Genomic DNA, 22,164 nt, shown 5'->3' with positions numbered 1-22,164 from the left:
TCATGTATTGACGATTATAAGTATAGGAACGCGTCCTATAGCTACTCCCCCTTGACCGAAGTCAAAAGTTTATTCTGTTTGTTGTTATTGCTATTATAACAATAATCTTTTAAAAAAGTAAATAAAAAAGTAACTTTTTTTCAGGCATTCCCAAAAAATGATAAAAAAGCGAACTCACTTGTTAGTAGTTATTTATTTTTTTCAACGAATTCAACAAAGTTTGTTGTCACCATATCTAAAAATTTCACTGTACCCTCGTCCGTTAAATTACCTTGCTCGTCAAATTTCGTATGCGCTGCACCAACAATCACTTGATTTGCGCCTGCTAAAAACGGTGAATCAATACCAGGTGAGCGTAATACATCATATAAATGTGCTTGCGCTTTTACAGTACCAAGCGCTCCCATTGAAGCACCCATTACTAATGACGGTTTGCCAACCATCACTTTATTAATACGTGATAACCAATCGATTGCATTCACTAATACACCCGGCATTGTGCCATTGTATTCCGGTGTAAACCAAATAACCGCATCCGCTGCTGCCACTTTTGCTTTAAAATCTTTTACGGCTTGCGGCGCGTCATTTTCAATATCTTGATTGTATAATGGAATATTTTCTAGCGTTAAAACGTCCATATCAAATTTACTTGCAGATTGTGTTGCCACAAAATTTGCTAATGTTTTATTTAATGATTCTTGTCGAACTGAACCTACAATCCCTACTACTTTCATGTGCGATAACCTCCATTATTGTCTTAAATTCAAGAAAATTGTATCGCTTACCGTCGCATTTTTCAACCATTTTAACTTACCATGCAAAAATGCGTCAAAAAAAAGATGCCTTCGTTAAAAGAAAGCATCTTTTTTCGTGTGATTATAGTAAGCTATAAAGCTCAACTTCTGGATATTTATCTTGGAACCAGCGCATCGCAAATTCATTCTCAAATAAGAACACTTTATTGCCATAACGGTCGTTTACTAAAATAGAACGTGGACCTGTCATTGAATCTTTAATTACTTCCTCATTGCTAATCCAACGCGCCATTTTTGGACCAATCGGCTCCATCACGACATCGACATTATATTCATTTTTCATGCGGTTTTCAAATACTTCAAATTGTAATTGACCAACGGCACCAAGAATAATGTCTTCTGTAAACAATGTTTTATAGTATTGAATCGCACCTTCTTGCACAAGTTGATCGATCCCCTTGTGGAAGTGCTTTTGTTTCATAACGTTTTTCGCACTTACGCGAACGAATAGTTCCGGCGTGAACTGTGGTAAAGCTTCAAATTGGAATTTCTTTTTGCCACCGACGATTGTATCACCAATTTGATAGTTCCCTGTATCGTATAAACCGATAATGTCACCTGCTAACGCTTCATTCGCAGTTTCACGGTCATCCGCTAAGAATGTTGTTGCTTGCGTCACTTTAAATGACTTGTTCGTACGTGTCATCGTAATATTCATACCGCGCGTAAATTGACCTGACACAATGCGTACAAACGCAATACGGTCACGGTGAGCTGGATTCATATTTGCTTGGATTTTGAATACGAAACCTGAAAAATCTTTGTCCGTTGGCTCAACGATTGTTTCTTGCTCTGTTAAGCGAGGTTGTGGACCTGGCGCAAATTTCAAGTATGTTTCTAAAAATGTTTGCACACCAAAGTTCGTTAATGCCGAACCGAAGAATACCGGTGTTAATTGACCTTTTGAAATCGCATCTTCCGAGAAATCATTGCCTGCTTCATCTAGTAATAAAATATCATCTAATGCTTGCGTATAATAAGATGTTTTCGTCATATCATTCTCAACATCAATCGTGCCTTCATCGTTTAACGGGATAAAACGTTCATCCTCTTCTGTACGGAACTGCTCGATGCGACGATTGTAACGGTCATAAATTCCTAAAAATTCTTTCCCCATACCGATTGGCCAGTTCATCGGATATGCATGGATGCCTAACACTTCTTCTAACTCTTCGATTAATTCAAGTGGTTCTTTACCTTGACGGTCTAATTTGTTGATGAATGTGAAAATAGGAATCCCACGCATACGACAAACTTGGAATAGTTTTTTCGTTTGTGTTTCAATCCCTTTCGCAGCATCAATTACCATGACAGCACTATCAACGGCCATTAATGTACGATACGTATCTTCAGAGAAGTCTTGGTGCCCAGGTGTATCTAAAATGTTCACGCGGCAACCATCATAGTCAAACTGCATCACAGAAGATGTTACTGAGATACCACGTTGTTTTTCGATTTCCATCCAGTCAGATGTCGCAAATTTCCCTGTTTTTTTACCTTTTACAGTACCCGCATCGCGAATTGCGCCACCAAAGTATAAAAGTTTTTCTGTAATTGTCGTTTTACCAGCATCGGGGTGAGAGATGATGGCAAAAGTACGACGTGAAAGAATATCTTGTTCTAAATTCGTAGTCATATTGTTCTCCTTTATTTTAAATCACTTATACGATCAATCATTCCATTTATAACTGCTATTTGTACACCTACATGGGATATCACCTATTAGTTTAAATTCAAATGCTCGTGTTCTATTACTTAACTTATCAAGTATATCAAAAATGAAAGCATGAAAAAAGAGGATGTGCTTCGATTACATCATCCTCTTTCATATAATGATTATGCTTTTGTAACATTTAGTACTTGGCCGATTTTAATCGTTGATGATTTTAAGCCATTCCATTTTTTCAAGTTTGTAACCGTCGTACCATATTTTTTGGCGATTTTCGTTAGTGTATCGCCTTTCGCTACTTTATATGTCACATTGGCATTTGCATTCAATTTTAATTTTTGACCGACTTTAATCGTTGTTGATGATAGGCCATTCCATTTTTTTAAGTTCGTAACCGTCGTGCCGTATGTTTTAGCGATTTTTGTTAATGTTTCGCCTTTTTTCACGGTATGAATCGTCACTTTATTTGGCTTTTGTGTCACATCTAATTCTGCATCATCGCCTGCTGGTGTTACCGTTGTATTCGTTGATGAATCATCGCCTGCATTGACAGTAGGTACAGACTTAGAAACGTACAATGTTTGACCAACAAAAATTGTCGTTGTTTTTAATGAATTCCAGCTCGTTAAGTTTTTCACTGTTGTGCCATATTTTTTAGCGATTTTTGTTAGTGTATCGCCCTTTTTCACAACATACGTTGTCCCTTTTGACAGCGAATTTCCTATTTGTGAAATCGTCGTATCGGAGCTACCAGAATCGGTTGTCAGTGGTGCGTCGAATTGCGTTAAGTCATAGCGTGCGATTAAATCGTTTAATTTTGCACTGTAACGAGTATCTGTTGCATATGTACCTGTTAAAGCTTTCGTTGCATCCTTATATGTTTTTGCGTTTTCACGCCATGTTTTGCTATAGTATTTTGCATTCCAACTTACGCCATAACGTAATTTTTTTGCATTATCTTCAAGTGACTCTTTGTAAGAAGGATATTTACGGAATTTAGCTGTAATCGTATAATACTGCCCTTTACCGTTATCTTCTAAAGTTTTCATATTAACGTATTGACCGTTATAGTCACCTTTAATGCCGAATAAGTTATAGTTTGGTGCAGAAGCTAGCGCGCTTCGACCATAACTACTTTCTAAAATCGCTTGTGCCATCATAACCGAGCCATAAATGCCATATTGTTGAGAAAGCGTCACAACATCTGGTGAAATTTCATCAATGAAGCTTTCAACTGTTGCTGTCGCACTTTTTGCTTTTGCTAAAACTTTTGTGTTTTCCTCAGCTGTATTCGTTGTTAAATTGCTTACTGTTGACTCTTTTTGCACAGCTGGTGTTGCTGCTTGAGCAGTCGATGCAAGTGACGCCGTTGTCACAACTGTTGCCATCGCTGCCGCAAGCCATTTGCTTTGTTGTTTCATGTAACTAGTCCCTTCTCTTATAACCTTTTTCTGTTACTATCGTATAACATTAGAATACCATTAATGTATCAAATTGGGTAGGACACTAAAAAAATGACATAAACATCACATATTTGTAATGTTTATGTCATTTTAGCGCAATAATTATTTTGAATATTTTTTTGTTGCTTCATCTAAAGCAATTTGTGCATCGCTATGTGGGTATTTCGTATTTTCAATAATTTGATAATCTTCATGACCTTTCCCTGCGAACAATATTAAATCGCCTGGTTCAGACATTTGTACCGCATGACGTACCGCTTCTTCACGGTCCCCGATACACGCATAATTTTCATGTTCCATTCCTTTTTCAAGGTCGTTCATAATCGAATCATACGCTTCATAACGTGGATCATCTGTTGTTAAAATAACATATTCTGCTTTTGAAGCTTTACGAGCCATATCCGGACGTTTTGATTTATCACGGTTACCACCTGTACCGATAACGAAAATCATTTTATTTTTTTTATAGGGCATCGCTGCATCAATCGCTTTTTCAATCGCATCTGGTGTATGCGCATAATCGACAAAAATATCGATTGGTAAATCACCCGTTGGCACGCGTTCCATACGACCTTTAATCGCCGTTAAGCTTTCTAATTGTTCGATTACATCATCGATTGGATAGCCTTTTGCATAAAGTGCCGCCACAGCTGCTAATGCGTTGTAGACGTTGAACTCACCTAATAATTTTAATTCTACATGGCGGTCGCCCTCTGGTGTTACCATTGTGAATTCAGTATGTTCATCATGATACGCGATATCAATACCACGGAAATCCGCTGTATCATCATGAAGTGCATAACGCCAAATTGGGAATGGTGTTAATGTTTCGTATTTCTCGCTCCACGCGTCATCTGAATTTAACACGACATGTTTATCTTTCGTTAAGTCTTGACCTAATTGAGAGAATAACATGCCTTTTGCATTGCCGTAGTTTTCCATTGTGCCATGGAAATCTAAATGGTCTTGCGTTAAGTTTGTGAAAATCGCCACATCAAAGTCAATACCTGCTACGCGTCCTAATATAAGACCGTGTGACGACACTTCCATAATCATCGCACGACAATGCTCTGACTTGGCACGGAAGATCATTTGTTGTGTAGTTAAGGCATCACTCGTTGTATTTGAAGATTGATACAATGTGCCGTTAATATCGAAACCAATTGTCCCTTTAAGCGCTGATTTAATCCCTAAACCAAGCAGCATTTTTTCAATCATATTCGAGACCGTCGTTTTACCATTTGTACCAGTTACACCAATCATCGTAATATCTTGTGATGGATAATCGAAAAATTTCGCCGCTAAAATGCCTAGCGTACGATCTGTGCTACGCACGATAACCTGTGCAACATCGCCCGTTAAATCCAATTCACGTTCTGTCACAACAACTGTTGCACCACTATCTACAGCTTGTTGCGCATAGTCATGGCCATCTACTGTATAACCTTTAATACAAATAAAAATCGTTTTTTCTTCTACTGCGCGTGAATCAATTGCCATATTGCGCACTTCTTCAGGAAGTGTACCGACAATACGTTTTTGCGCTAAGCGGTGTAATAGTTCTGTAGTTTGCATAAAATTAGTCCTCCTCATCAATCATTGGAGAAGTGACATAAGCGTATAATAAAGCAGCCGTATGGCGTAATGAGTCTACATGGGTACGTTCAAAAGCATGTGATGATTCAATGCCTGCACCGAATAATGCATGGCGCACATCAAAGCCTGCGCGAATTGCTGCCGATGCATCCGAACCATAATGTGGATAAATATCGAGTTTGTAATCGATATTATTGGCATTAGCAAGAGCTACTAACTGACGAGTCAACTCATAGTGGTACGGGCCACTTGAATCTTTCGCACAAATCGAAACCGTATATTCATCAGATTGTTGGCCATCGCCAATTGCACCCATGTCGACGGCAATATACTCTACGGTTTGCTCCGGTACGCTTGCATTTCCCCCATAACCGATTTCTTCGTTGTTTGAAATATAAAAATGAGTTGTATATGGGAGTTCAATATTCTCTGTTTTAATCAATTTTAACAATTGGATAAGAAGTGTTGTACTCGCTTTGTCATCTAAATGGCGAGATTTAACAAAGCCTGATTCCGTAAACTCAAAACGGTTATCAAATGAAATAAAGTCGCCTACTTCAATACCTAATGTACGCGTCTGTTCTGCTGTTGTCGTCTTAGCATCAACGCGCACTTCGATATGCTTTTCATCGCGTGGTAATTTACCCATGTCACTGTAAACATGGACAGATGTTTCATGCATTAATATAGTACCACGAATTGCCTCACCTCGCGCGGTATGAATTGTACAATATTCTCCTTCTACCGCATTCCAGCGAAAGCCACCAACCCTCGATAGCGCCAGGCGACCAGATGGTTTCACTTCTTTGACCATTGCACCTAATGTGTCGGTATGCGCTGTTAATAAACGATGACGCGCATCATTTTTCCCTTTCACGGTCGCGATGATAGCGCCTTTGTTTGTTTGCACATACGATACGCCGATATCATCAAGCATTCCAGCCATTAATTTCATAATCTTCATTGTGTAACCTGATGGACTTGGTGTATTTGTTAACGTTTCTAATAATTGTATGGTTTCTTGTTCATTAAAAATTTCCACAGTAGACAATCTCCTTTGTTTATAAAATATGTTCTTTCATCATATCAAAATATGACTTTTTCCGACAGCGACAAATCATGGTATGATGGTACTATCAAGTATTCGAGGTGTCTTTATGAAGAACTCTACTAGTTTGCGTAGAAGAAATCAATTCTTGCTATTTTTCTATACACTCGGCATGTTTTTATTTACGTTTCTATGTATTATCCGCGGACTAGACTATCCTCTAACCGCACCCATCATCTGTGTCATAACAGGTATCCTATTAAACATTCTATTTGCGACGCGCAAAGTCGATGAACGACTCATGGCAATTATGACGATTTTGCTATTAAACGTAACAGGTGTTGTCACATTAATTAATACGAACAACCCATTTTACGTGTTATTTTTAATTTTTGGGTTATTGCTTATTTCACTTTATTTCTCATTTATTTTAAACACCGTCATGCTGGTGATTACGTTTAGCGAAATTGGTTTGTTAATGTATTGGCTATTTCCACATCTATGGCATGCATTGTCGCATGAACAACTGTTTTGGTCTATCATTTCTATTTTATTCCTTACTACATTTAGCATTATTCAGGCTCTTTATTTACACGCGTCAAATCGCTCGATTGAACGAAAAAATGACCATATGGAAAAGGAATTTGAATCAAAAGAAGGTTATTTAAAATTATTTTTTGAAAACGCCAAAGATAGTATCGCCGTTTTTGATTTAAATAATAAGGTCATCGCAGCAAACCCTGCCTTCGTTCAATTGTATGGCTGGTCATTAGAAGAAAGCATCGGCAAACAAATTCCAATGGTTCCTCCAGACTATTATGAAGCGTCACAACAGCGTGTTGAAGATATGGTTGTCGGCAAAAGTTTTGACTTATTGCAAACAAAAGATATGAAAAAAGATGGGACGGTTTTTGATGCCGAAGTCACGCTATCCCCTATTTTTGATGCGAATGGGCAAGTTATTGCGACATCCGTTATAACACGTGATATTTCGTACCGTAAAGAAGCCGAAGAATTGCGCGTACAATCTGAAAAATTAAAAATGGCAGGTGAAATTGCCGCTGGTGTTGCACATGAAGTCAAAAACCCGCTGTCCGTCATTTCAGGATTCGTACAAATGATGAATGAGGACGCAAGCTCGCCGTACGAATTTTATACAAAATTAATCAAATCTGAAATCGATCGCATTAACTTAATTATTAGCGAATTTTTAGTGTTATCAAAACCGCATGCACATGATGCTAAAAACTTTAATATCGAACAAGTGTTAAAAGATATGCTGGCGCTATTCAAACTTGAAATGAATGTAAAGAACATTACGATTCAGGAAGTATGGAAAGCCCCAAACGCGATGATTAATGGCGATGCCAATCAAATTAAACAAGTATTTATTAATATTTTTAAAAATGCTATCGAAGCCATTGAGGCAGAAGGTCATATTGAGTTTTCAATGATTGCGACCGACACGCATGTTGTCGTGACAATTGCTGATAACGGTATCGGTATGAAACAAGAAATTGTCGATAATATTTTCCAACCATTTTATACGACAAAAGAAAAAGGAACCGGCCTCGGTATGATGATCACCGAAAAAATCATTCATGAGCATCAAGGTGATATTAAAATTAATAGCACATATGGCGTTGGCACAGAGTTTATTATTATGTTGCCATTAAGTGATACGCTATGATAAAAGAAGCTGGGACATACGTGTAACAACACCGTCTCAGATGAGCATAAAAAAAACCGGAATCGCGCGGTGGCGCGGTTCCGGTTTTTTGTGGCGAACGCTAAAAAAGGAAAATGAAATGGTTTGTCAAAGCCTCTTTTTTATTAACGCATAATCGTTTTCACAAGAGCGACCTTCTTTTTATATGGCGGGAATAACACGTTAGTCGCCAATTTTGTCGAACGTTTTAAAATCGATTTCGGATGCGTAAAGCATTCAAAGCTCGCGCGGCCGTGATAATTTCCTACACCCGACTCACCGACACCGCCAAATGGCAAATGAAGTGAGCCGACATGTGTAATCGTATCGTTAATACAGCCACCCCCAAATGGTAATTGTTCTAAGAAATAATCGATTGCTTTATCTGATTCAGAGAACAAATAAGCGGCGAGCGGCTTCGGCTTCCTTTTAATTAAGCGAATAGCCGTTTCTAAATCTTCATATACTAAAATCGGCATAATCGGCCCAAAAATTTCTTCGTCCATAATCGGACTATTCCATTTCACATCTTGCAAAATAGTTGGTGCGATATATAAATCCTCTCGGTCGCGCTGACCACCGATTATGACGTCTCCTTGCATTTGTTGTAACAAGGCACTTAAGCGGTCAAATTGACGCGTATTAATAATGCGGCCAAAGTCTTTCGTATTTTGTGGGTCTTTACCATAAAACTTCGTTAATGTTTTTTTCAATTGGCGCACAAATGGTACCTTAACCGATTCATGAACTAAAACATAATCTGGCGCCACACAAGTTTGGCCCGCATTCGTAAATTTCCCCCAAGCGAGGCGTTTTGCAGCTACTTCTAAGTTAGCGCTTTGATCAACAATCGCCGGGCTTTTCCCACCAAGTTCTAGCGCATATGGTGTTAAACGAGCTGCACAGGCAGCGGCGACAATTTTACCGACTGCCACACTTCCAGTAAAGAAAATAAAATCAAATTCCGCATGAATAAGCCCTTGTACGACTTCCTTTTCCCCTTCAACAACTGCAACATATTCACGTTCAAATGTCTCTTCTAAAATTTGACGCACAATCATCGCTGTATGCGGCGCTGTTTCAGCCGGTTTGACGATGGCTGTATTACCGCCCATAATAGCCCCAACAAGCGGTTCCATAACGAGTTGAAATGGATAGTTAAACGGTCCGATAATACACGTTACGCCATATGGTTCGCGCACAACAAAACTTTTGGCGGGTTGAAATTGAATCGGTGTTGATGCCGTTACCGGATGCATCCATTCTTCTAAATTTTTTAGCGCAAAGCTGATTGAATCGTAAAGAATGCCGATTTCTGTCGCAAATGCTTCAAAGTCACTTTTATGCAAATCGCGATAGAGTGCCTCGGTAATTTTTTTCTCATTCGTCGAAATCGCTTGCTTTAGTTTTTTCAATTGCTCTTTTCTAAAAGCTAATGAGCGTGTCGCACCACTTTCAAAATAATGACGTTGCTCCGTAATTAAACGTTCAATATGTTCCACATTATTGCCCCCTTCACTTCACTATTATTCAAATTGTATCATTTTTTCGCTCGTTGCTTCCATTCACACCTTCTCAAATTATTCCAATTAACCGGTTTAACATGTTGTAAATGAGGAAACCTAATACATAACACTAGAAAGGGTGATACTTATGACAATTTTTTTCACTTCACAAGCTACAGCGAAAAATGGACGCGAAGGACACGTCACGTCTAATACTGGCTCGCTTAATATTGATTTAACAAACCCAGCAAAAGATGACGATCCAACAAAAACGAACCCCGAAGAACTTTTTGCCGCTGGTTATGCTGCCTGCTATGATGGCGCACTCAATTTAGCAGCAAAAAAAGCACGTCATACGATTGATTCGACTGTTACTGCTAAAGTCAGCTTACAATCTGACGACGATGATGGCGGCTTCAAAATTAGCGTCATTCTTGTCGTTGATATTCAAGGCGTTTCACAAGAAGACGGTGAGCAACTAACGGCGACAGCACATCAAAATTGTCCTTACTCTAAAGCGACGCGTAATAATGTCGATGTAGAAATTATTACACAAGCTCAACTTTAATATTGCATTCCTCAAAAATATATGTATAATTAAATATTAGGTGCCAAACCTATTGCTATTCTTTTTTGAATAGCAGACTTACTCGCTCATAACAGCCGGATGCTGGAGCGAGTTTGTTTTTTTCGGCGGGAAGATGAGCTCCCGCCATTTTTATTTTGTCTAAAATGAATAATCGATAAAAAAGGACGCCCACGTTGCAAATGCAGCGTGAGCGTCCTTTTTTGTTTAGAAGAATAAATTTAAGAATAAATAAATTAAACCTGCTAATGTTGCTGAAATTGGTAATGTAATAATCCATGTTAAGACGATTTTACGAGCAACGCCCCATTTTACGCCTTTCACACGTTGTGCTGCACCAACACCCATGATTGCTGAAGAAATAACATGTGTTGTTGATACCGGCAAATGAATCAATGTCGCACCGAAAATGATTGATGCAGATGAAAGGTCAGCTGCTACACCGTTTACCGGACGAATTTTCATGATTTTACCACCAACTGTTTTGATGATTTTGTAACCACCGATTGATGTACCTAGACCCATTGCTAACGCACAGGCTACACGCACCCAACCTTGTACTTCATCATCTGTCTGCATACCAGCAGCAATTAATGCCATCGTAATGATACCCATTGCTTTTTGTGCATCATTTGTACCGTGTGTAAATGATTGTAATGCTGCTGTACCAATTTGTACTGTACGGAAGCCTTTATTTGTTTTATAGAGGTTAAACCCTTTAAAGAGTATTTTAAAGAGAGACATCATCAAGAATCCGACTGCTATCGCAAGGAATGGCGAGATAATTAACGCTTGTAAAATTTTTACAAATCCTTCGTAGTTTAAAACACCGAAGCCAGCTGCCGCAACTGCTGCACCAGCAATCGAACCGATAATCGCATGTGATGAACTTGATGGAATACCGAAGTACCACGTAATTAAGTTCCAAGCAATTGCTGAAAGTAACGCTGCTAAAATTACTAATGTCCCATTTTGTAGTGCAAACGGGTCGACGATATCTTTCGTAATCGCCTTCGCTACACCTGTAAATGTAATAGCACCGATAAAGTTCATAATAGCTGCCATCATAACAGCTGTTTTGGGTGGTAACGCTCGCGTTGAGACCGATGTCGCAATGGCATTCGCCGTATCATGGAAACCATTAATGAAGTCAAATGCTAACGCAAAGACAACGACCAAAAGCGTTAAAAGTATTAGTGTATCCATTTATCCAACCTGCCTCTTATGCATTTCGCATGATGATTGTTTCCATTGTGTTCGCTACAGTTTGGCAATCATCTGCGATATCTTCAAGTTGTTCGTAAATATCCTTATATTGAATAATACGAATTGGATCTGTTTCATGTAAGAATAGTTGCTTGATTGATTTACGTAATACTTCATCACATTTTGACTCGTAATCTTTAATTTTAATAGCATTTTCACGCATCTCAACTAATTTTTTGTTTTGTAATTTTTCCATTGCTAAGACGATTTCATTCGAGCTTGCTACGATATTTTCTACGAATCTGTTCATCGAATCATCCGCTTCAACAATACCGAACATATCAAAGTGAGCGATACATTCTTCCATACCGTCTAATACGTCGTCCATGCTGTTTGCAAGTTGTAAAATATCTTCACGTTCAATTGGCGTCATAAATGATTTGTTTAACATAACGATCAATTCATGAATTAATTTGTCACCGTCAGTTTCATATTGCTTCATTTGCTTGCTAATTTCAGCTAGATCTTCTTTGTTATGGATGTGGAAGTCATTGGCGAAATGTAAACCCTTTTGTACATTTACCGCAATCTCCGCTAATTTGTTAAAGAATGGATCGTCCTTTTTTCGATTAAACATAAGTTCCTCCTAGAGCTTGTATGTGTCTTCTTTTTATATTGATACGTTCTCGTGTTTCTACCTTAGGATGACAGTGCTTTATGGCACTGTCATTTTCCTTTGTCATCTTAACAATTTTTTAAACTATATGCTTTGAAATTTACATTACTTAATGCAATATTTACAATCCTGTAATATTAGCATGCATAAATTGGGAAAAACAAGTGCAATTTTAGTATTTTGCTCAATAGACTAGCATTAAAAGACTTGAAAAAGCTAATTTGGATGCTTTTTCAATCATTTATCGTTTTTTTCATGACAATAACCCTTTTACAATTTACAAATTATGTTTTCAAGAAAACTTAAAAAAGCAGGAGTCGCATTCATCGCGTCTCCTGCTTTCGTGTAGATTTTAATGCATTAAATGATGTGTTTCATTGTATTTACCAAGCCACCATTTGCCATTTTTCGTATACATTGTACTAATACCACCATTTGATAAACGTGCATTTTGTGGAAACAAGTCATCATTTTCAACAATTTGAAATAGATTGTGAATGACAGCTCCATGTGCGATTAAAATAACAGTATCGTCTGGATAGCGCTGCTCGATAATACGCAAGCCCTCTTTTAAGCGCTCAATAAAATGTGGAAACGATTCCTGGCCCGGATAATTTTTCCTCGGATATACTTTTGAGCGTTCTTCATACGTCATACCTTCTGCCTGCCCAAACGTGCGCTCCTTAAATTGCGGCAATGGCGTAAGCGGTAATTGAAACGGCTCATTAAGGATCGTCGCCGTATTATACGCGCGCTGTAGCGGACTCGTAAAAATAGCGACTGCCTTGTTCTCAGAAAAATATTGTCGGCATGCGGTCGCCTGTGCAATACCATTCGTATTCAATGGTACATCCGTTGCCCCTTGCAAGCGACCTTGGCGATTCCAATCTGTCTCGCCATGTCTTACTACATAGACCTTTGTCATCGCTTTCCACCCCATTTGTTTAGTCACCTCATAGTAACACAAAAATTGGAATATCGGCACCTCTGAGCAGGAAAATAGCGCCCTTCGAAAAGAACGCTATCGTCGCATTATGAACCTTTTTTGAAGCCTGCTTGTTGTGCTTCTTCCTCACTACAAAACATCTTTTCTTCTTGCACATTGTCGTAATTATTCGTGCCTGGTAAGAAGTAATTTTTGTTGCCTTTAGCATTAATATTGCCTTTAATATTACATGCCTCATTATCGTTCGTTGTTGATGGTGACGCGTTCGTTGACTCTTGCTGTAATGAATTATTTTTATCCGGATTTTGCCCTACTGACCAGCCCGGTACGTTTGCTTTTACAAAACCGCGATTTGTCACATAACCTGGATATTGCCATATCCCTCGCTTCAATGCTTTCGCCTCGTCTTGCGCTGCGTAATAGTCATCTAAATGCGCCGCTTGTTTATTGTAAACGTAGCCAACACGCACTAAGCCTTCTTCAATTAATTGTTGTTGAACACTTTTCCCATCAACATATACATAGGCTAATAGGCGGCCATATTTATCCTCTTTATCACCCGTTTTATCAAATTCAAGTGACACGACTTTTGCGTTGTTGATTAACTCGCGGTTACGCGCTTGTGCTTGCTTACCAAATGGTTGTTCACCAAGTTGTTTATGATACATTTCTGGTGCATCAATTAATAAAAAGCGCACGCTTGATACTTTGCCATCGTATTTCACTTTCATCGTGTCACCGTCCATCACACTAACTACTTCTACTTGTTCACCAACAACTTTTTGTTCGTCTGATGAATTAGTTGATGATGACAATGTATTTGGTTCGGTGCAGCCTGCTAGCACAAACAATAATGCTGCTACAACGACTACCATTATTTTTTTCATAATCTGCCTCCCTTTACTGTGTCCATTTTAGCGAATTAAAAAAGGACTGACAATGCAGTCCTAGTAGTTTAAATAAATTCGTATTGCGGTAACGTTTCGCCGCGTTCTTCTAAATCGCGGATTTGATGCGCTAAACGCGATGATGCTGCAGCTGCAATACTGCCGACCAAATCATCTAAAAATGTATGCACACGTCCGCCTTCTTTAACGTCTAATTTATTAATAATACCGATTTTTTCTTTATCTAAATGACCATATGTTGTCAATGAAATACTGCCATACGATTGCGCCGCTCCTACTGCAATCGTTTCATCGATGCCAAATAAGCTCTCATCTGAAATAATGAGCTGTTGCAATGGCTCTGATAACAAACCTTTTTCAGCTAGTTCATCTAACTCGATGCCAACGAGCACCGCATGTTGAATTTCACGTTTCCCTAATACTTTATGAACAGATTGCTCGCAATGGGCAATCGTTAAACCTTTACTATATGGCGCTTGAACAGCATAAACAATTTCTGCGATGTCACGCACCGTCACACCACGACGGTCAAGCGCTGCATACGTTGCCTCTGTGACTTCTTTTGACGGTACTTTTAACGCGCGATTAAACATAAAATAATAACCTCTTTCCTTCATACATTGTTTTCAATGCTTCCTATTATAACTTAAGTTGATTGTATGATACAATTTTCCTACTATTGATAAAGGAGGTTTCTTTTTTGGAAACTGGTACCATCAAAGAATTTTCATTTTACAGCAACGCATTGGCCGAGGATTTGAAAATCTATATTTATTTACCGGCTGACTATACTCCGATGATGACCTACCCTGTTATTATTGCCGCAGATGGCAAAGATTATATTCAGCTAGGCCGTGTTTCTGGTGTCATGAACGAGCTGATTGAAAACGGAGACATTGACGATACAATTTTTGTAGCAATTCCATATAAAAGCGTACAAGACCGCCGCGATAAATATTTGCCAAGCGGTATTAAACACGAAGCCTATTTAACTTTTTTAACAGAAGAATTGCTTCCTTATTTAGACGATAACTATTCAACAGAAGATGCACCAGAAGCTCGTACATTAATCGGTGACTCACAAGCTGCAACGATTTCATTGCTTGCGGCGCTACGCCACCCTGAAAAATTCCACCATATCATCATGCATTCACCTTATGTTAATGAAGAAGTCATGGAAATCGTACGCAAAGTGCATAATGTAGAAGACTACACCGTCTATCATGCTATTGGTAAGAAAGAAACGGAAGTTCGTACGACCGATCATCAAATAAAAGATTTTTTAACGCCAAATCGCGAGCTTCATGCACTCATGGTGGCGCGAGAATTCAACGTCTATTATGTTGAATTAGAAGGCGATCATACGTGGAAAACATGGCAACCAGACTTGCATCGCGCGTTCATTCAAAATTTTTTGCTGTAATTTCATAGGCTCTCGCTAAATTTTTCGTAATTTTTCTGTTATACTAAAAATTACGATAACCGCTATTTTAAGGAGGGCTTTTTCATGAATTATGGTATTGTTGCTTTTCCATCAAAAGAATTACAAGATTTTGCAAACTCTTATCGCAAACGTTATGACTCACACTATGCACAGATCCCGCCGCATATTACATTGCGCTCAGCTGGTGAAGCAAATGACAAGACATTACAAGAGCTTGCAGAGCAGCTACATGAGTCAGCTAGCACATTAAAACCATTTGATATTCATATTGGTAAAGCAAGTTCATTCTCACCTGTTACAAATGCGATTTATTTAAAAATCGACTCAACACCTGAGCTAGAGAGCATCCATGAATTGCTGTATAAAGAGCCTTTCGGTGGTACACCGCCACATAAATTTGTGCCTCATATCACATTAGCACAAGGTCTATCTGCTAGTGAGCACGATGATATTTTCGGCCAAATTCGTATGGGCGATATTGATTTCAAAGAAACAATCAGCCGCATTCATTTACTATACCAATTAGAAAATGGTTCTTGGTCGGTTTATGAAACGTATCGCTTACGAGGTGAGTAATTTGCAAGATGTTGTTGTGAAAATTGCACAATCTGAACAAGAAAAACAAGACGCTTTTTTCGTTCGAAAAGAAGTTTTTGTAAAAGAACAAGGGTTACCATTACCACTTGAAGTCGATGACCTTGATAAAATTGCTACGCATATCGTTGCTTACTACAAGCAGCAACCCATTGCAGCAAGTCGCATCATTGTTAATGACAAATCCGATAGCGTCAAAGTCGAACGCCTTTCTGTGTTACCTAAATTTAGACGTAAACAAATTGGCATACAAATGATGCAAACGATTGAAGCATTTATTCGCAAAAATTTTCCAAATGTCTCAGTCATTAAAATCCATGCACAAATTCATGCGATTCCGTTTTATGAGAAGCAAGGCTTTAGCGTCACTTCTCCAGAATTTATGGATAATTATATTCCACATCGCGCCATTGAAAAACATATTTAAAAAAAGCAGGGATCGAATGATTCCTGCTTTTTTGCGCGTATAAAAACCTGCAGCAACCCGCTACAGGCATATATAATTATGCATATGCATTGATAACAAAACCTTTTCCAACGATTTCTGCTGTCGACATCGGCTTCGGTCGGTACATAACGACTTCTTCAGTAGAGGCAGTTGTAGGAACTGGCCGATGCTGACGTTGTGCACGTTGTTGCTCCATCATCAATAAACGTTCTTGCTGGCGGAGCACTTCCGCTTGAAAACGGTGCTGCGCTTCGATGGCTTGTACACCGTCAATATATGTGAAACGAGTATCTTTCATCGCTAATCGATTGGCGTAATCTGCGTACTGTAATGGTGTTATCGGCAAAATATAGCCCATACTAACTACCCCCTTTGCTTAAATTTATTATTCCTTCTTTTTTCACGAAACAAACTAGGTCTATATTCCATTTTTTAATCATTAGTTCCTAAGAAACAAAAAAACACATAAAAAAGCATTTTTTAATGCTTTTCCATGTGTTTTCTCATAGTAACTTCTCTATGAATAAAGTTGCGATACCTAAATAAATAACGATACTCGTAATATCATTTAATGTTGTAATAAACGGTCCCGATGCGACAGCTGGGTCAATTTTCATACGGTCCATGACTAATGGAATCAACGTCCCAGCAACCGTTGCAACAACGATTGAGCAGCAAATAGCTACGCCAACAAGCGCGCCTAAGACCAACTCATGCTGCCAGAAAAAGACAATCCCTAACGCAATCACACCGCAAACAACCCCCATAATAACACCCGTCAACAATTCTCGAACGACAAGTTTCATCTTGCTCTCTTCTTCAACATCGCCTGTCGCAATACCACGCACTGCAACAGCTAATGCCTGTGTACCGCTATTGCCGGATGTCCCACCGATAAGCGGAATAAAGGCCGCTAATAGCGCTACTTTTGCCAATGTATCAGTAAATAAATCGATTAAATTGGCCGTAATCATTCCTAAAAATAATAGACAAACGAGCCACGGTAATCGTTTTTTAGCTGCTGAAAATGGACTTTTATCGAATGTGCCCATATCTGAAACCCCTGCAAGCTTTGAGTAGTCATCGCCTGCCTCTTCATCAATAACATCAATAATATCATCGACCGTAATAATGCCGAGCATTTCATTACGTGCATTGACGACTGGTAATGCTACAAAATTATAATCACGCATAACTTGCGCAACATCTTCTTGGTCATCGGTCACCTGGACGCTAACAACACGCTCGTTGCGAATGTCGCGAATAAGCGTATCTTCACTAGCGACAATTAAATCACGGAGCGACAGTACGCCCGTTAAGCGATTGCGGTCATCAATAACAAAAATATAATAAATCGTTTCCGCGTCCGGTGCTGCATTACGCAAAATCGTCATCGCGGAACGAATCGTAGAATTTTCTGCTACAGCTACATACTCCGTCGTCATTAACGCGCCAGCAGTCGCTTCTTCATAATGTAATAATTCTCGAATGTCTTGTGCAGATTCCGAGTCCATCATCTTTAAAAAATGACTCGTTTGATCTTGGTCCAGCTCATTTAAGACGTCAACTGCATCATCGGCATACATTTCCGATAACATTTCCGCCGCATAACTCGGCTCCATCTCTGCAATAAATGTTGGATATTGTTCATCATCTAACGCAATGGCCTCAAAGATTGTTGCCAATTCTTTCGGGGACAAATATTGATAGATGATCTGACGTATATCAGGCTCCACCCTTTCATAAAACTGGCCTTGGTCGTATGGGTGAAGGTCTAAAAATTGTTCGCGAAACACCGCAATCTTACCTTCTATTAAAAGCTGCATCAACTGTGCTTCATCAAACGTTTCTTCTTGACGGTTTTTTAGTTCTTCTGCCATATTGTCCCCTCCTCTCAAATGATATGATTAATTGAACAAAGCTAATACTAACATTTTCCCACGTATTTGTTAACTACCTAAAAATGGCTCTGAATCTGTATTTTTCAAATTAACATATGAAAAAAGAGGCTCGCATTGAACGGCCTCTTCGCTTGTTATATAAGTAATGACTGAAAATCAGCAGGCAATGTTGCATGCCATTCCATCGGCTGTTTTGTCAGTGGATGCTTCATGTGTAAAAAAACGCAATGCAACGCTTGGCGGTCCAATACGTCACGCTTGCCTCCATATAAGTCATCGCCAACAAGTGGATGCCCGATATGCGCCATATGCACACGGATTTGATGCGTGCGTCCTGTATGCAAGCGCAAACGGACATGACTCATTTGTTCACCGTGATGCGTAAAGTGGCGCAAGACGCGGTAGTCGGTATGCGCATACTGACCATCGTCGCGCACCATACGCTCAATAATGCTGCCATCACGACGACCAATCGGTGCAATAATTGCAGCTTGCGGTTCTTTAATATGACCATGTACAAGCGCTTCATATTCACGAAAAATCTCATGTGCTTGTTGCTGCTCGCTCATCACATGATGAATATGGCGATGCTTGGCAATACACATCAACCCCGACGTATCGCGGTCTAAGCGATTGACTACATGCACCGTTGACGGAATATTTTGTTGCTTTAAATAGCCCGCAACAATGCCGGCAACGCTACCTTCTAAATGTACATGCGACGGAATCGAGCTTTGATAGGGTGATTTGTTTACAATTAAAATCTCCTGATCTTCATAAACAATATCAAGCTCGCCTTGCTCTGCTTGCAAGCCATCGCTCAACTCTTCGCGTGGGAATTTAACGACAATAGTGTCCCCAGCTTTTAGGCGATGACGCACCGTCTGTTCAGCGCCATTGACCGTAATTTCGCCACCGTGAAATTTAATTGCCGTCAATGCCTTTTTTGAAATACCATAGCTTTGGAGTGCACTACGCAGTAATACAGGCTCCTCTACTGTAAATGTAATACGATATCGATTGTCCATATTTAGTCCTTTAAATCACTATCAATAAATGAATCATGCACACGCTGCCAGAATGGGAAAGCCTTGTAACGCGCAAAACGAACTTTTTCATTTGCAACGCGATACTCAATTGATTTCACATTTTTATGTAGCAATTGTACGTGGTCAACTGTGACCATAAAATCTTCTGCTTTCACAGGCTTTAATAAGCAATGGTGATGCGATGGCAAGACGAGCGACGAACCAACTGTGCGGAATACGCGATTATTGATCGACGCCATTTCTGTTAGTTGTAACGCTTCAAGCGATGGATGTAAAATTGCGCCGCCAAGTGCTTTATTGTATGCCGTACTGCCCGATGGTGTTGATACACATAAGCCATCACCGCGGAAGCGCTCAAAACGACGTCCATTTAATACGACGTCCATAACAAGCGTCACTTCAGATGATTTCACAGTCGATTCATTTAACGCCAAATACGTGAAGCTCTCTTCTGAATCGCGGTAGTTGACCGTTACTTCTAATAATGGGTACTCGCTAATGCGGTATTCCCCTTTCGCAATCGAAATAACAAGCTTTTCAATGTCATTTGGTTGCCAATCTGCATAAAAGCCGAGGTGTCCTGTATGAATGCCGACAAACGCAACTTCTGACAACATATGCGTATAGCGGTGGAACGCATGTAACAGCGTGCCATCACCCCCGATGGATAGCACGATATCTGGTTTTTCTTCATCTAGTTCTAAGCCAAAATCGGTTAAATAACCAATCGCTCGCTCCATTAACTCATTTGATTGTGGATCATTGCGTGATTGTACGGCAAACTTCATACATTTTCCCCCTTATCCTGACCATCGTCGCCACGAACAATTGGCTCTGAGGCCTCCTTATACTCTGTAAAATACGCTTGTGCTTCATGAATTTCGTCGCGAATTTGCGACATTTCTTCATCTAAGCGAAAAGCTGCTTCTGCAGCACTTTGCAGGCGATCAGAAATCTCCGCCGGAAAAACACCTTTATATTTATAATTTAATGAATGCTCAATCGATGCCCAGAAATTCATCGCTAATGTGCGAATTTGAATTTCCGCTAAAATAATCATTTCTCCTTGAATCGTCGCCACTGGATACTCCACGACAACGTGATATGAGCGATAACCACTCGGCTTTGCATTCGTAATATAATCTTTTTCTTCTACAATTTTTAAATCGTGACGCTGGCGTAGCAATTCCAGTACTGTCGGAATATCATCGACAAACTGGCACATTACACGAACACCAGCAATATCTTGCAGCTCATGTGCTAATCGTTCTGATGGCTCAAACACCAAGCCCTTCGATAACGTTTTATCGTAAATACTCGCCAGCGGTTTCACGCGTCCCGTTACAAACTCAATCGGGGACGTTTCATTGTTACGTTGAAACTGTGTGCGAATACCTTTTAGCTTAATCTTTAACTCATCAACGGCTTGTTTATAGGGCTGTAAAAACCGATCCCATTGTCCCATGACAAGTCCCCCTAATTCTTAGGCCTCGCTTAAAATGCTCGCGAAGGCTTCCTCAACAGCATGTGAAAAAGCTTCGCCATAATTCGAGTTACCTTCAATATTGTATACTAATCCTTCTAATTCATCTCGGAAATTTGTCAGAACAGCTTTGTGATCGCCCCATGTAAGCACAGGGTCTCCATCTGTATTTAATACTTCGACGAGCTGAGGCCACACATCTTCATCAAATAATACATAGCTATAATCTTCGCCATCATCCATTAAATAAATGAATGTCATGTTATCTGAATCGGTGATCATTTGTCCAACCGGAGTCAACTGTCCTTGTGGCAATGTGTTTAAGTTAAAGTGTACAACTGAATTTTCTGTTGCTGCATAAGCAGCCTTTAATAAGTTACGCAAATGCCTATCTTCCCTTCCATGAATATCCTAATTTATTTTACCATATTCTATTCGCCTTTTTCACAAGAAAGAACGGGTTTTACCATTTTCCAAATCGTAAAAAGAACGTATAATTAACTTTTAATGAAAGGATGATGTGAAATGTCAAAAGAATTAGAAATTGAATTTAAAAATATGCTGACGAACGATGAATTTATCGCACTCAAGGAAGCCTTTCAGCTAACGGACGAAAAATTCCACACACAAGCCAATCATTATTTTGATACGCCAGACTTCGCACTGCGCCATCAAAAGTGTGGCCTGCGTATTCGCGAAGTGGCCGAGCGCTTTGAATGTACGTTAAAAGAACCCGCAAGTGGCATCGGTTTAATCGAAACAACGGACTTATTAGCTGAAGCACATGTGCGCGCCGTATTAGCCGGTGAAGCGACAATCGATGCGCCAGAAGTTCATGAACGACTAGCTCATCGCGGTGTTGTCGAACAAAATTTACAACTTCTCGGTACACTTTCAACAACTCGTGCCGAAATAAGCTATAAAGGTGGTTTACTCGTACTCGATCACTCGCTTTATGCCGATACAGAAGATTATGAGCTCGAATACGAAGTGACAGATGAAGCGACAGGTCATGTCATTTTTGTCGAACTGCTAAAAGAATATGGCATTGCAACGCGGCCTGCACAAAAGAAAGTCGCTCGCTTCGTCGCTGCAATGAATCGAAAGAGAGGAATTTAA

Annotated in this window: 23 protein-coding genes; 6 read left to right on the top strand and 17 right to left on the bottom strand. The window is 39.5% G+C overall.

The annotated features are described in order from the left end of the window. Positions 1-188 precede the first annotated feature (188 nt). The 5 genes from V514_RS0102235 to V514_RS0102215 form a co-directional block, all read right to left on the bottom strand. On the bottom strand, positions 189-734 hold the full coding sequence (locus V514_RS0102235) for an NADPH-dependent FMN reductase (RefSeq protein ID WP_029498065.1): 546 nt from the start codon (positions 732-734) through the stop codon (positions 189-191). A 142-nt stretch (positions 735-876) separates the two neighbouring features. Beyond that, positions 877-2,451: a peptide chain release factor 3 gene (locus V514_RS0102230; protein WP_029498064.1), complete on the bottom strand. Its 1,575-nt coding sequence runs from the start codon at positions 2,449-2,451 to the stop codon at positions 877-879. A 200-nt stretch (positions 2,452-2,651) separates the two neighbouring features. Beyond that, positions 2,652-3,905: a LysM peptidoglycan-binding domain-containing protein gene (locus V514_RS20830; protein ID WP_029498062.1), complete on the bottom strand. Its 1,254-nt coding sequence runs from the start codon at positions 3,903-3,905 to the stop codon at positions 2,652-2,654. 144 nt (positions 3,906-4,049) lie between these two features. After that, positions 4,050-5,522: a UDP-N-acetylmuramoyl-L-alanyl-D-glutamate--2,6-diaminopimelate ligase gene (locus tag V514_RS0102220; protein ID WP_029498061.1), complete on the bottom strand. Its 1,473-nt coding sequence runs from the start codon at positions 5,520-5,522 to the stop codon at positions 4,050-4,052. A gap of 4 nt (positions 5,523-5,526) precedes the next feature. Further along, entirely contained in the window at positions 5,527-6,585 is a 1,059-nt protein-coding gene (locus V514_RS0102215) for a M42 family metallopeptidase (RefSeq protein ID WP_029498060.1), read from the bottom strand. An 82-nt stretch (positions 6,586-6,667) separates the two neighbouring features. Here V514_RS0102215 and V514_RS0102210 point away from each other — a divergent pair, with 82 nt between their 5' ends. Further along, positions 6,668-8,281: a two-component system sensor histidine kinase NtrB gene (locus V514_RS0102210; RefSeq protein WP_235073045.1), complete on the top strand. Its 1,614-nt coding sequence runs from the start codon at positions 6,668-6,670 to the stop codon at positions 8,279-8,281. Between the two features lie 143 nt (positions 8,282-8,424). On the opposite strand, the gene V514_RS0102205 is transcribed toward V514_RS0102210, so the two are convergent. Next, on the bottom strand, positions 8,425-9,801 hold the full coding sequence (locus V514_RS0102205; RefSeq protein WP_029498057.1) for an aldehyde dehydrogenase: 1,377 nt from the start codon (positions 9,799-9,801) through the stop codon (positions 8,425-8,427). 151 nt (positions 9,802-9,952) lie between these two features. Here V514_RS0102205 and V514_RS0102200 point away from each other — a divergent pair, with 151 nt between their 5' ends. Continuing rightward, a complete protein-coding gene (locus tag V514_RS0102200; RefSeq protein ID WP_029498056.1) occupies positions 9,953-10,372 on the top strand; it encodes an Ohr family peroxiredoxin in 420 nt (139 codons plus the stop codon). Between the two features lie 225 nt (positions 10,373-10,597). Here V514_RS0102200 and V514_RS0102195 read toward each other — a convergent pair whose 3' ends face one another. The 5 genes from V514_RS0102195 to V514_RS0102175 form a co-directional block, all read right to left on the bottom strand. After that, on the bottom strand, positions 10,598-11,596 hold the full coding sequence (locus V514_RS0102195) for an inorganic phosphate transporter (RefSeq protein WP_029498055.1): 999 nt from the start codon (positions 11,594-11,596) through the stop codon (positions 10,598-10,600). Between the two features lie 16 nt (positions 11,597-11,612). Then, positions 11,613-12,233, bottom strand: a complete 621-nt coding sequence (locus V514_RS0102190) for a DUF47 domain-containing protein (RefSeq protein WP_029498053.1) — start codon at positions 12,231-12,233, stop codon at positions 11,613-11,615. 391 nt (positions 12,234-12,624) lie between these two features. Further along, entirely contained in the window at positions 12,625-13,197 is a 573-nt protein-coding gene (locus V514_RS0102185) for a histidine phosphatase family protein (protein WP_029498052.1), read from the bottom strand. A gap of 107 nt (positions 13,198-13,304) precedes the next feature. Next, positions 13,305-14,105: a thermonuclease family protein gene (locus V514_RS0102180; RefSeq protein ID WP_029498050.1), complete on the bottom strand. Its 801-nt coding sequence runs from the start codon at positions 14,103-14,105 to the stop codon at positions 13,305-13,307. 68 nt (positions 14,106-14,173) lie between these two features. Then, positions 14,174-14,719, bottom strand: a complete 546-nt coding sequence (locus V514_RS0102175; protein ID WP_029498049.1) for a phosphatidylglycerophosphatase A family protein — start codon at positions 14,717-14,719, stop codon at positions 14,174-14,176. 107 nt (positions 14,720-14,826) lie between these two features. On the opposite strand from V514_RS0102175, the gene V514_RS0102170 reads away from it, so the two are divergent. The 3 genes from V514_RS0102170 (at position 14,827) to V514_RS0102160 (ending at position 16,591) form a co-directional block, all read left to right on the top strand. Further along, positions 14,827-15,549, top strand: a complete 723-nt coding sequence (locus V514_RS0102170; RefSeq protein ID WP_029498048.1) for an alpha/beta hydrolase — start codon at positions 14,827-14,829, stop codon at positions 15,547-15,549. Positions 15,550-15,633: 84 nt separating this feature from the next. After that, positions 15,634-16,146, top strand: coding sequence for a YjcG family protein (locus tag V514_RS0102165; RefSeq protein WP_029498047.1), 513 nt, complete (start codon positions 15,634-15,636; stop codon positions 16,144-16,146). Next, a complete protein-coding gene (locus V514_RS0102160; RefSeq protein ID WP_051392416.1) occupies positions 16,118-16,591 on the top strand; it encodes a GNAT family N-acetyltransferase in 474 nt (157 codons plus the stop codon). The genes V514_RS0102165 and V514_RS0102160 overlap by 29 nt, the downstream gene beginning before the upstream one ends. Before the next feature lie 76 nt (positions 16,592-16,667). Here the strand turns inward: V514_RS0102160 and V514_RS0102155 are convergent, their stop codons facing one another. The 6 genes from V514_RS0102155 to V514_RS0102130 form a co-directional block, all read right to left on the bottom strand. After that, a complete protein-coding gene (locus V514_RS0102155) occupies positions 16,668-16,970 on the bottom strand; it encodes a hypothetical protein (protein WP_029498044.1) in 303 nt (100 codons plus the stop codon). Positions 16,971-17,115: 145 nt separating this feature from the next. Next, the gene (mgtE, locus tag V514_RS0102150) at positions 17,116-18,492 is read right to left on the bottom strand and encodes a magnesium transporter (protein ID WP_029498043.1); all 1,377 of its coding nucleotides are present in this window, start codon (positions 18,490-18,492) and stop codon (positions 17,116-17,118) included. 155 nt (positions 18,493-18,647) lie between these two features. Continuing rightward, positions 18,648-19,541 carry an RluA family pseudouridine synthase gene (locus tag V514_RS0102145; RefSeq protein WP_029498042.1) on the bottom strand — a complete coding sequence of 298 codons (894 nt, stop codon included), beginning with the start codon at positions 19,539-19,541 and terminating at the stop codon, positions 18,648-18,650. 2 nt (positions 19,542-19,543) lie between these two features. Further along, the gene (locus V514_RS0102140; protein WP_029498041.1) at positions 19,544-20,350 is read right to left on the bottom strand and encodes an NAD kinase; all 807 of its coding nucleotides are present in this window, start codon (positions 20,348-20,350) and stop codon (positions 19,544-19,546) included. Next, positions 20,347-21,027 carry a GTP pyrophosphokinase gene (locus tag V514_RS0102135; protein ID WP_029498040.1) on the bottom strand — a complete coding sequence of 227 codons (681 nt, stop codon included), beginning with the start codon at positions 21,025-21,027 and terminating at the stop codon, positions 20,347-20,349. Before V514_RS0102135 ends, V514_RS0102140 begins: the two co-directional genes overlap by 4 nt. 18 nt (positions 21,028-21,045) lie before the next feature. Then, complete coding sequence (locus V514_RS0102130; protein ID WP_029498039.1) at positions 21,046-21,429, bottom strand: UPF0738 family protein; 384 nt, start codon at positions 21,427-21,429, stop codon at positions 21,046-21,048. Positions 21,430-21,570: 141 nt separating this feature from the next. Here V514_RS0102130 and V514_RS0102125 point away from each other — a divergent pair, with 141 nt between their 5' ends. Continuing rightward, complete coding sequence (locus V514_RS0102125) at positions 21,571-22,164, top strand: CYTH domain-containing protein (protein WP_029498038.1); 594 nt, start codon at positions 21,571-21,573, stop codon at positions 22,162-22,164.

The organism is Kurthia huakuii LAM0618 (assembly GCF_000505545.1).
GTDB lineage: Bacteria > Bacillota > Bacilli > Bacillales_A > Planococcaceae > Kurthia > Kurthia huakuii.
The sequence above is the reverse complement of the archived record's forward strand: the minus strand, read 5'-3'. Positions and strand labels throughout refer to the sequence as shown.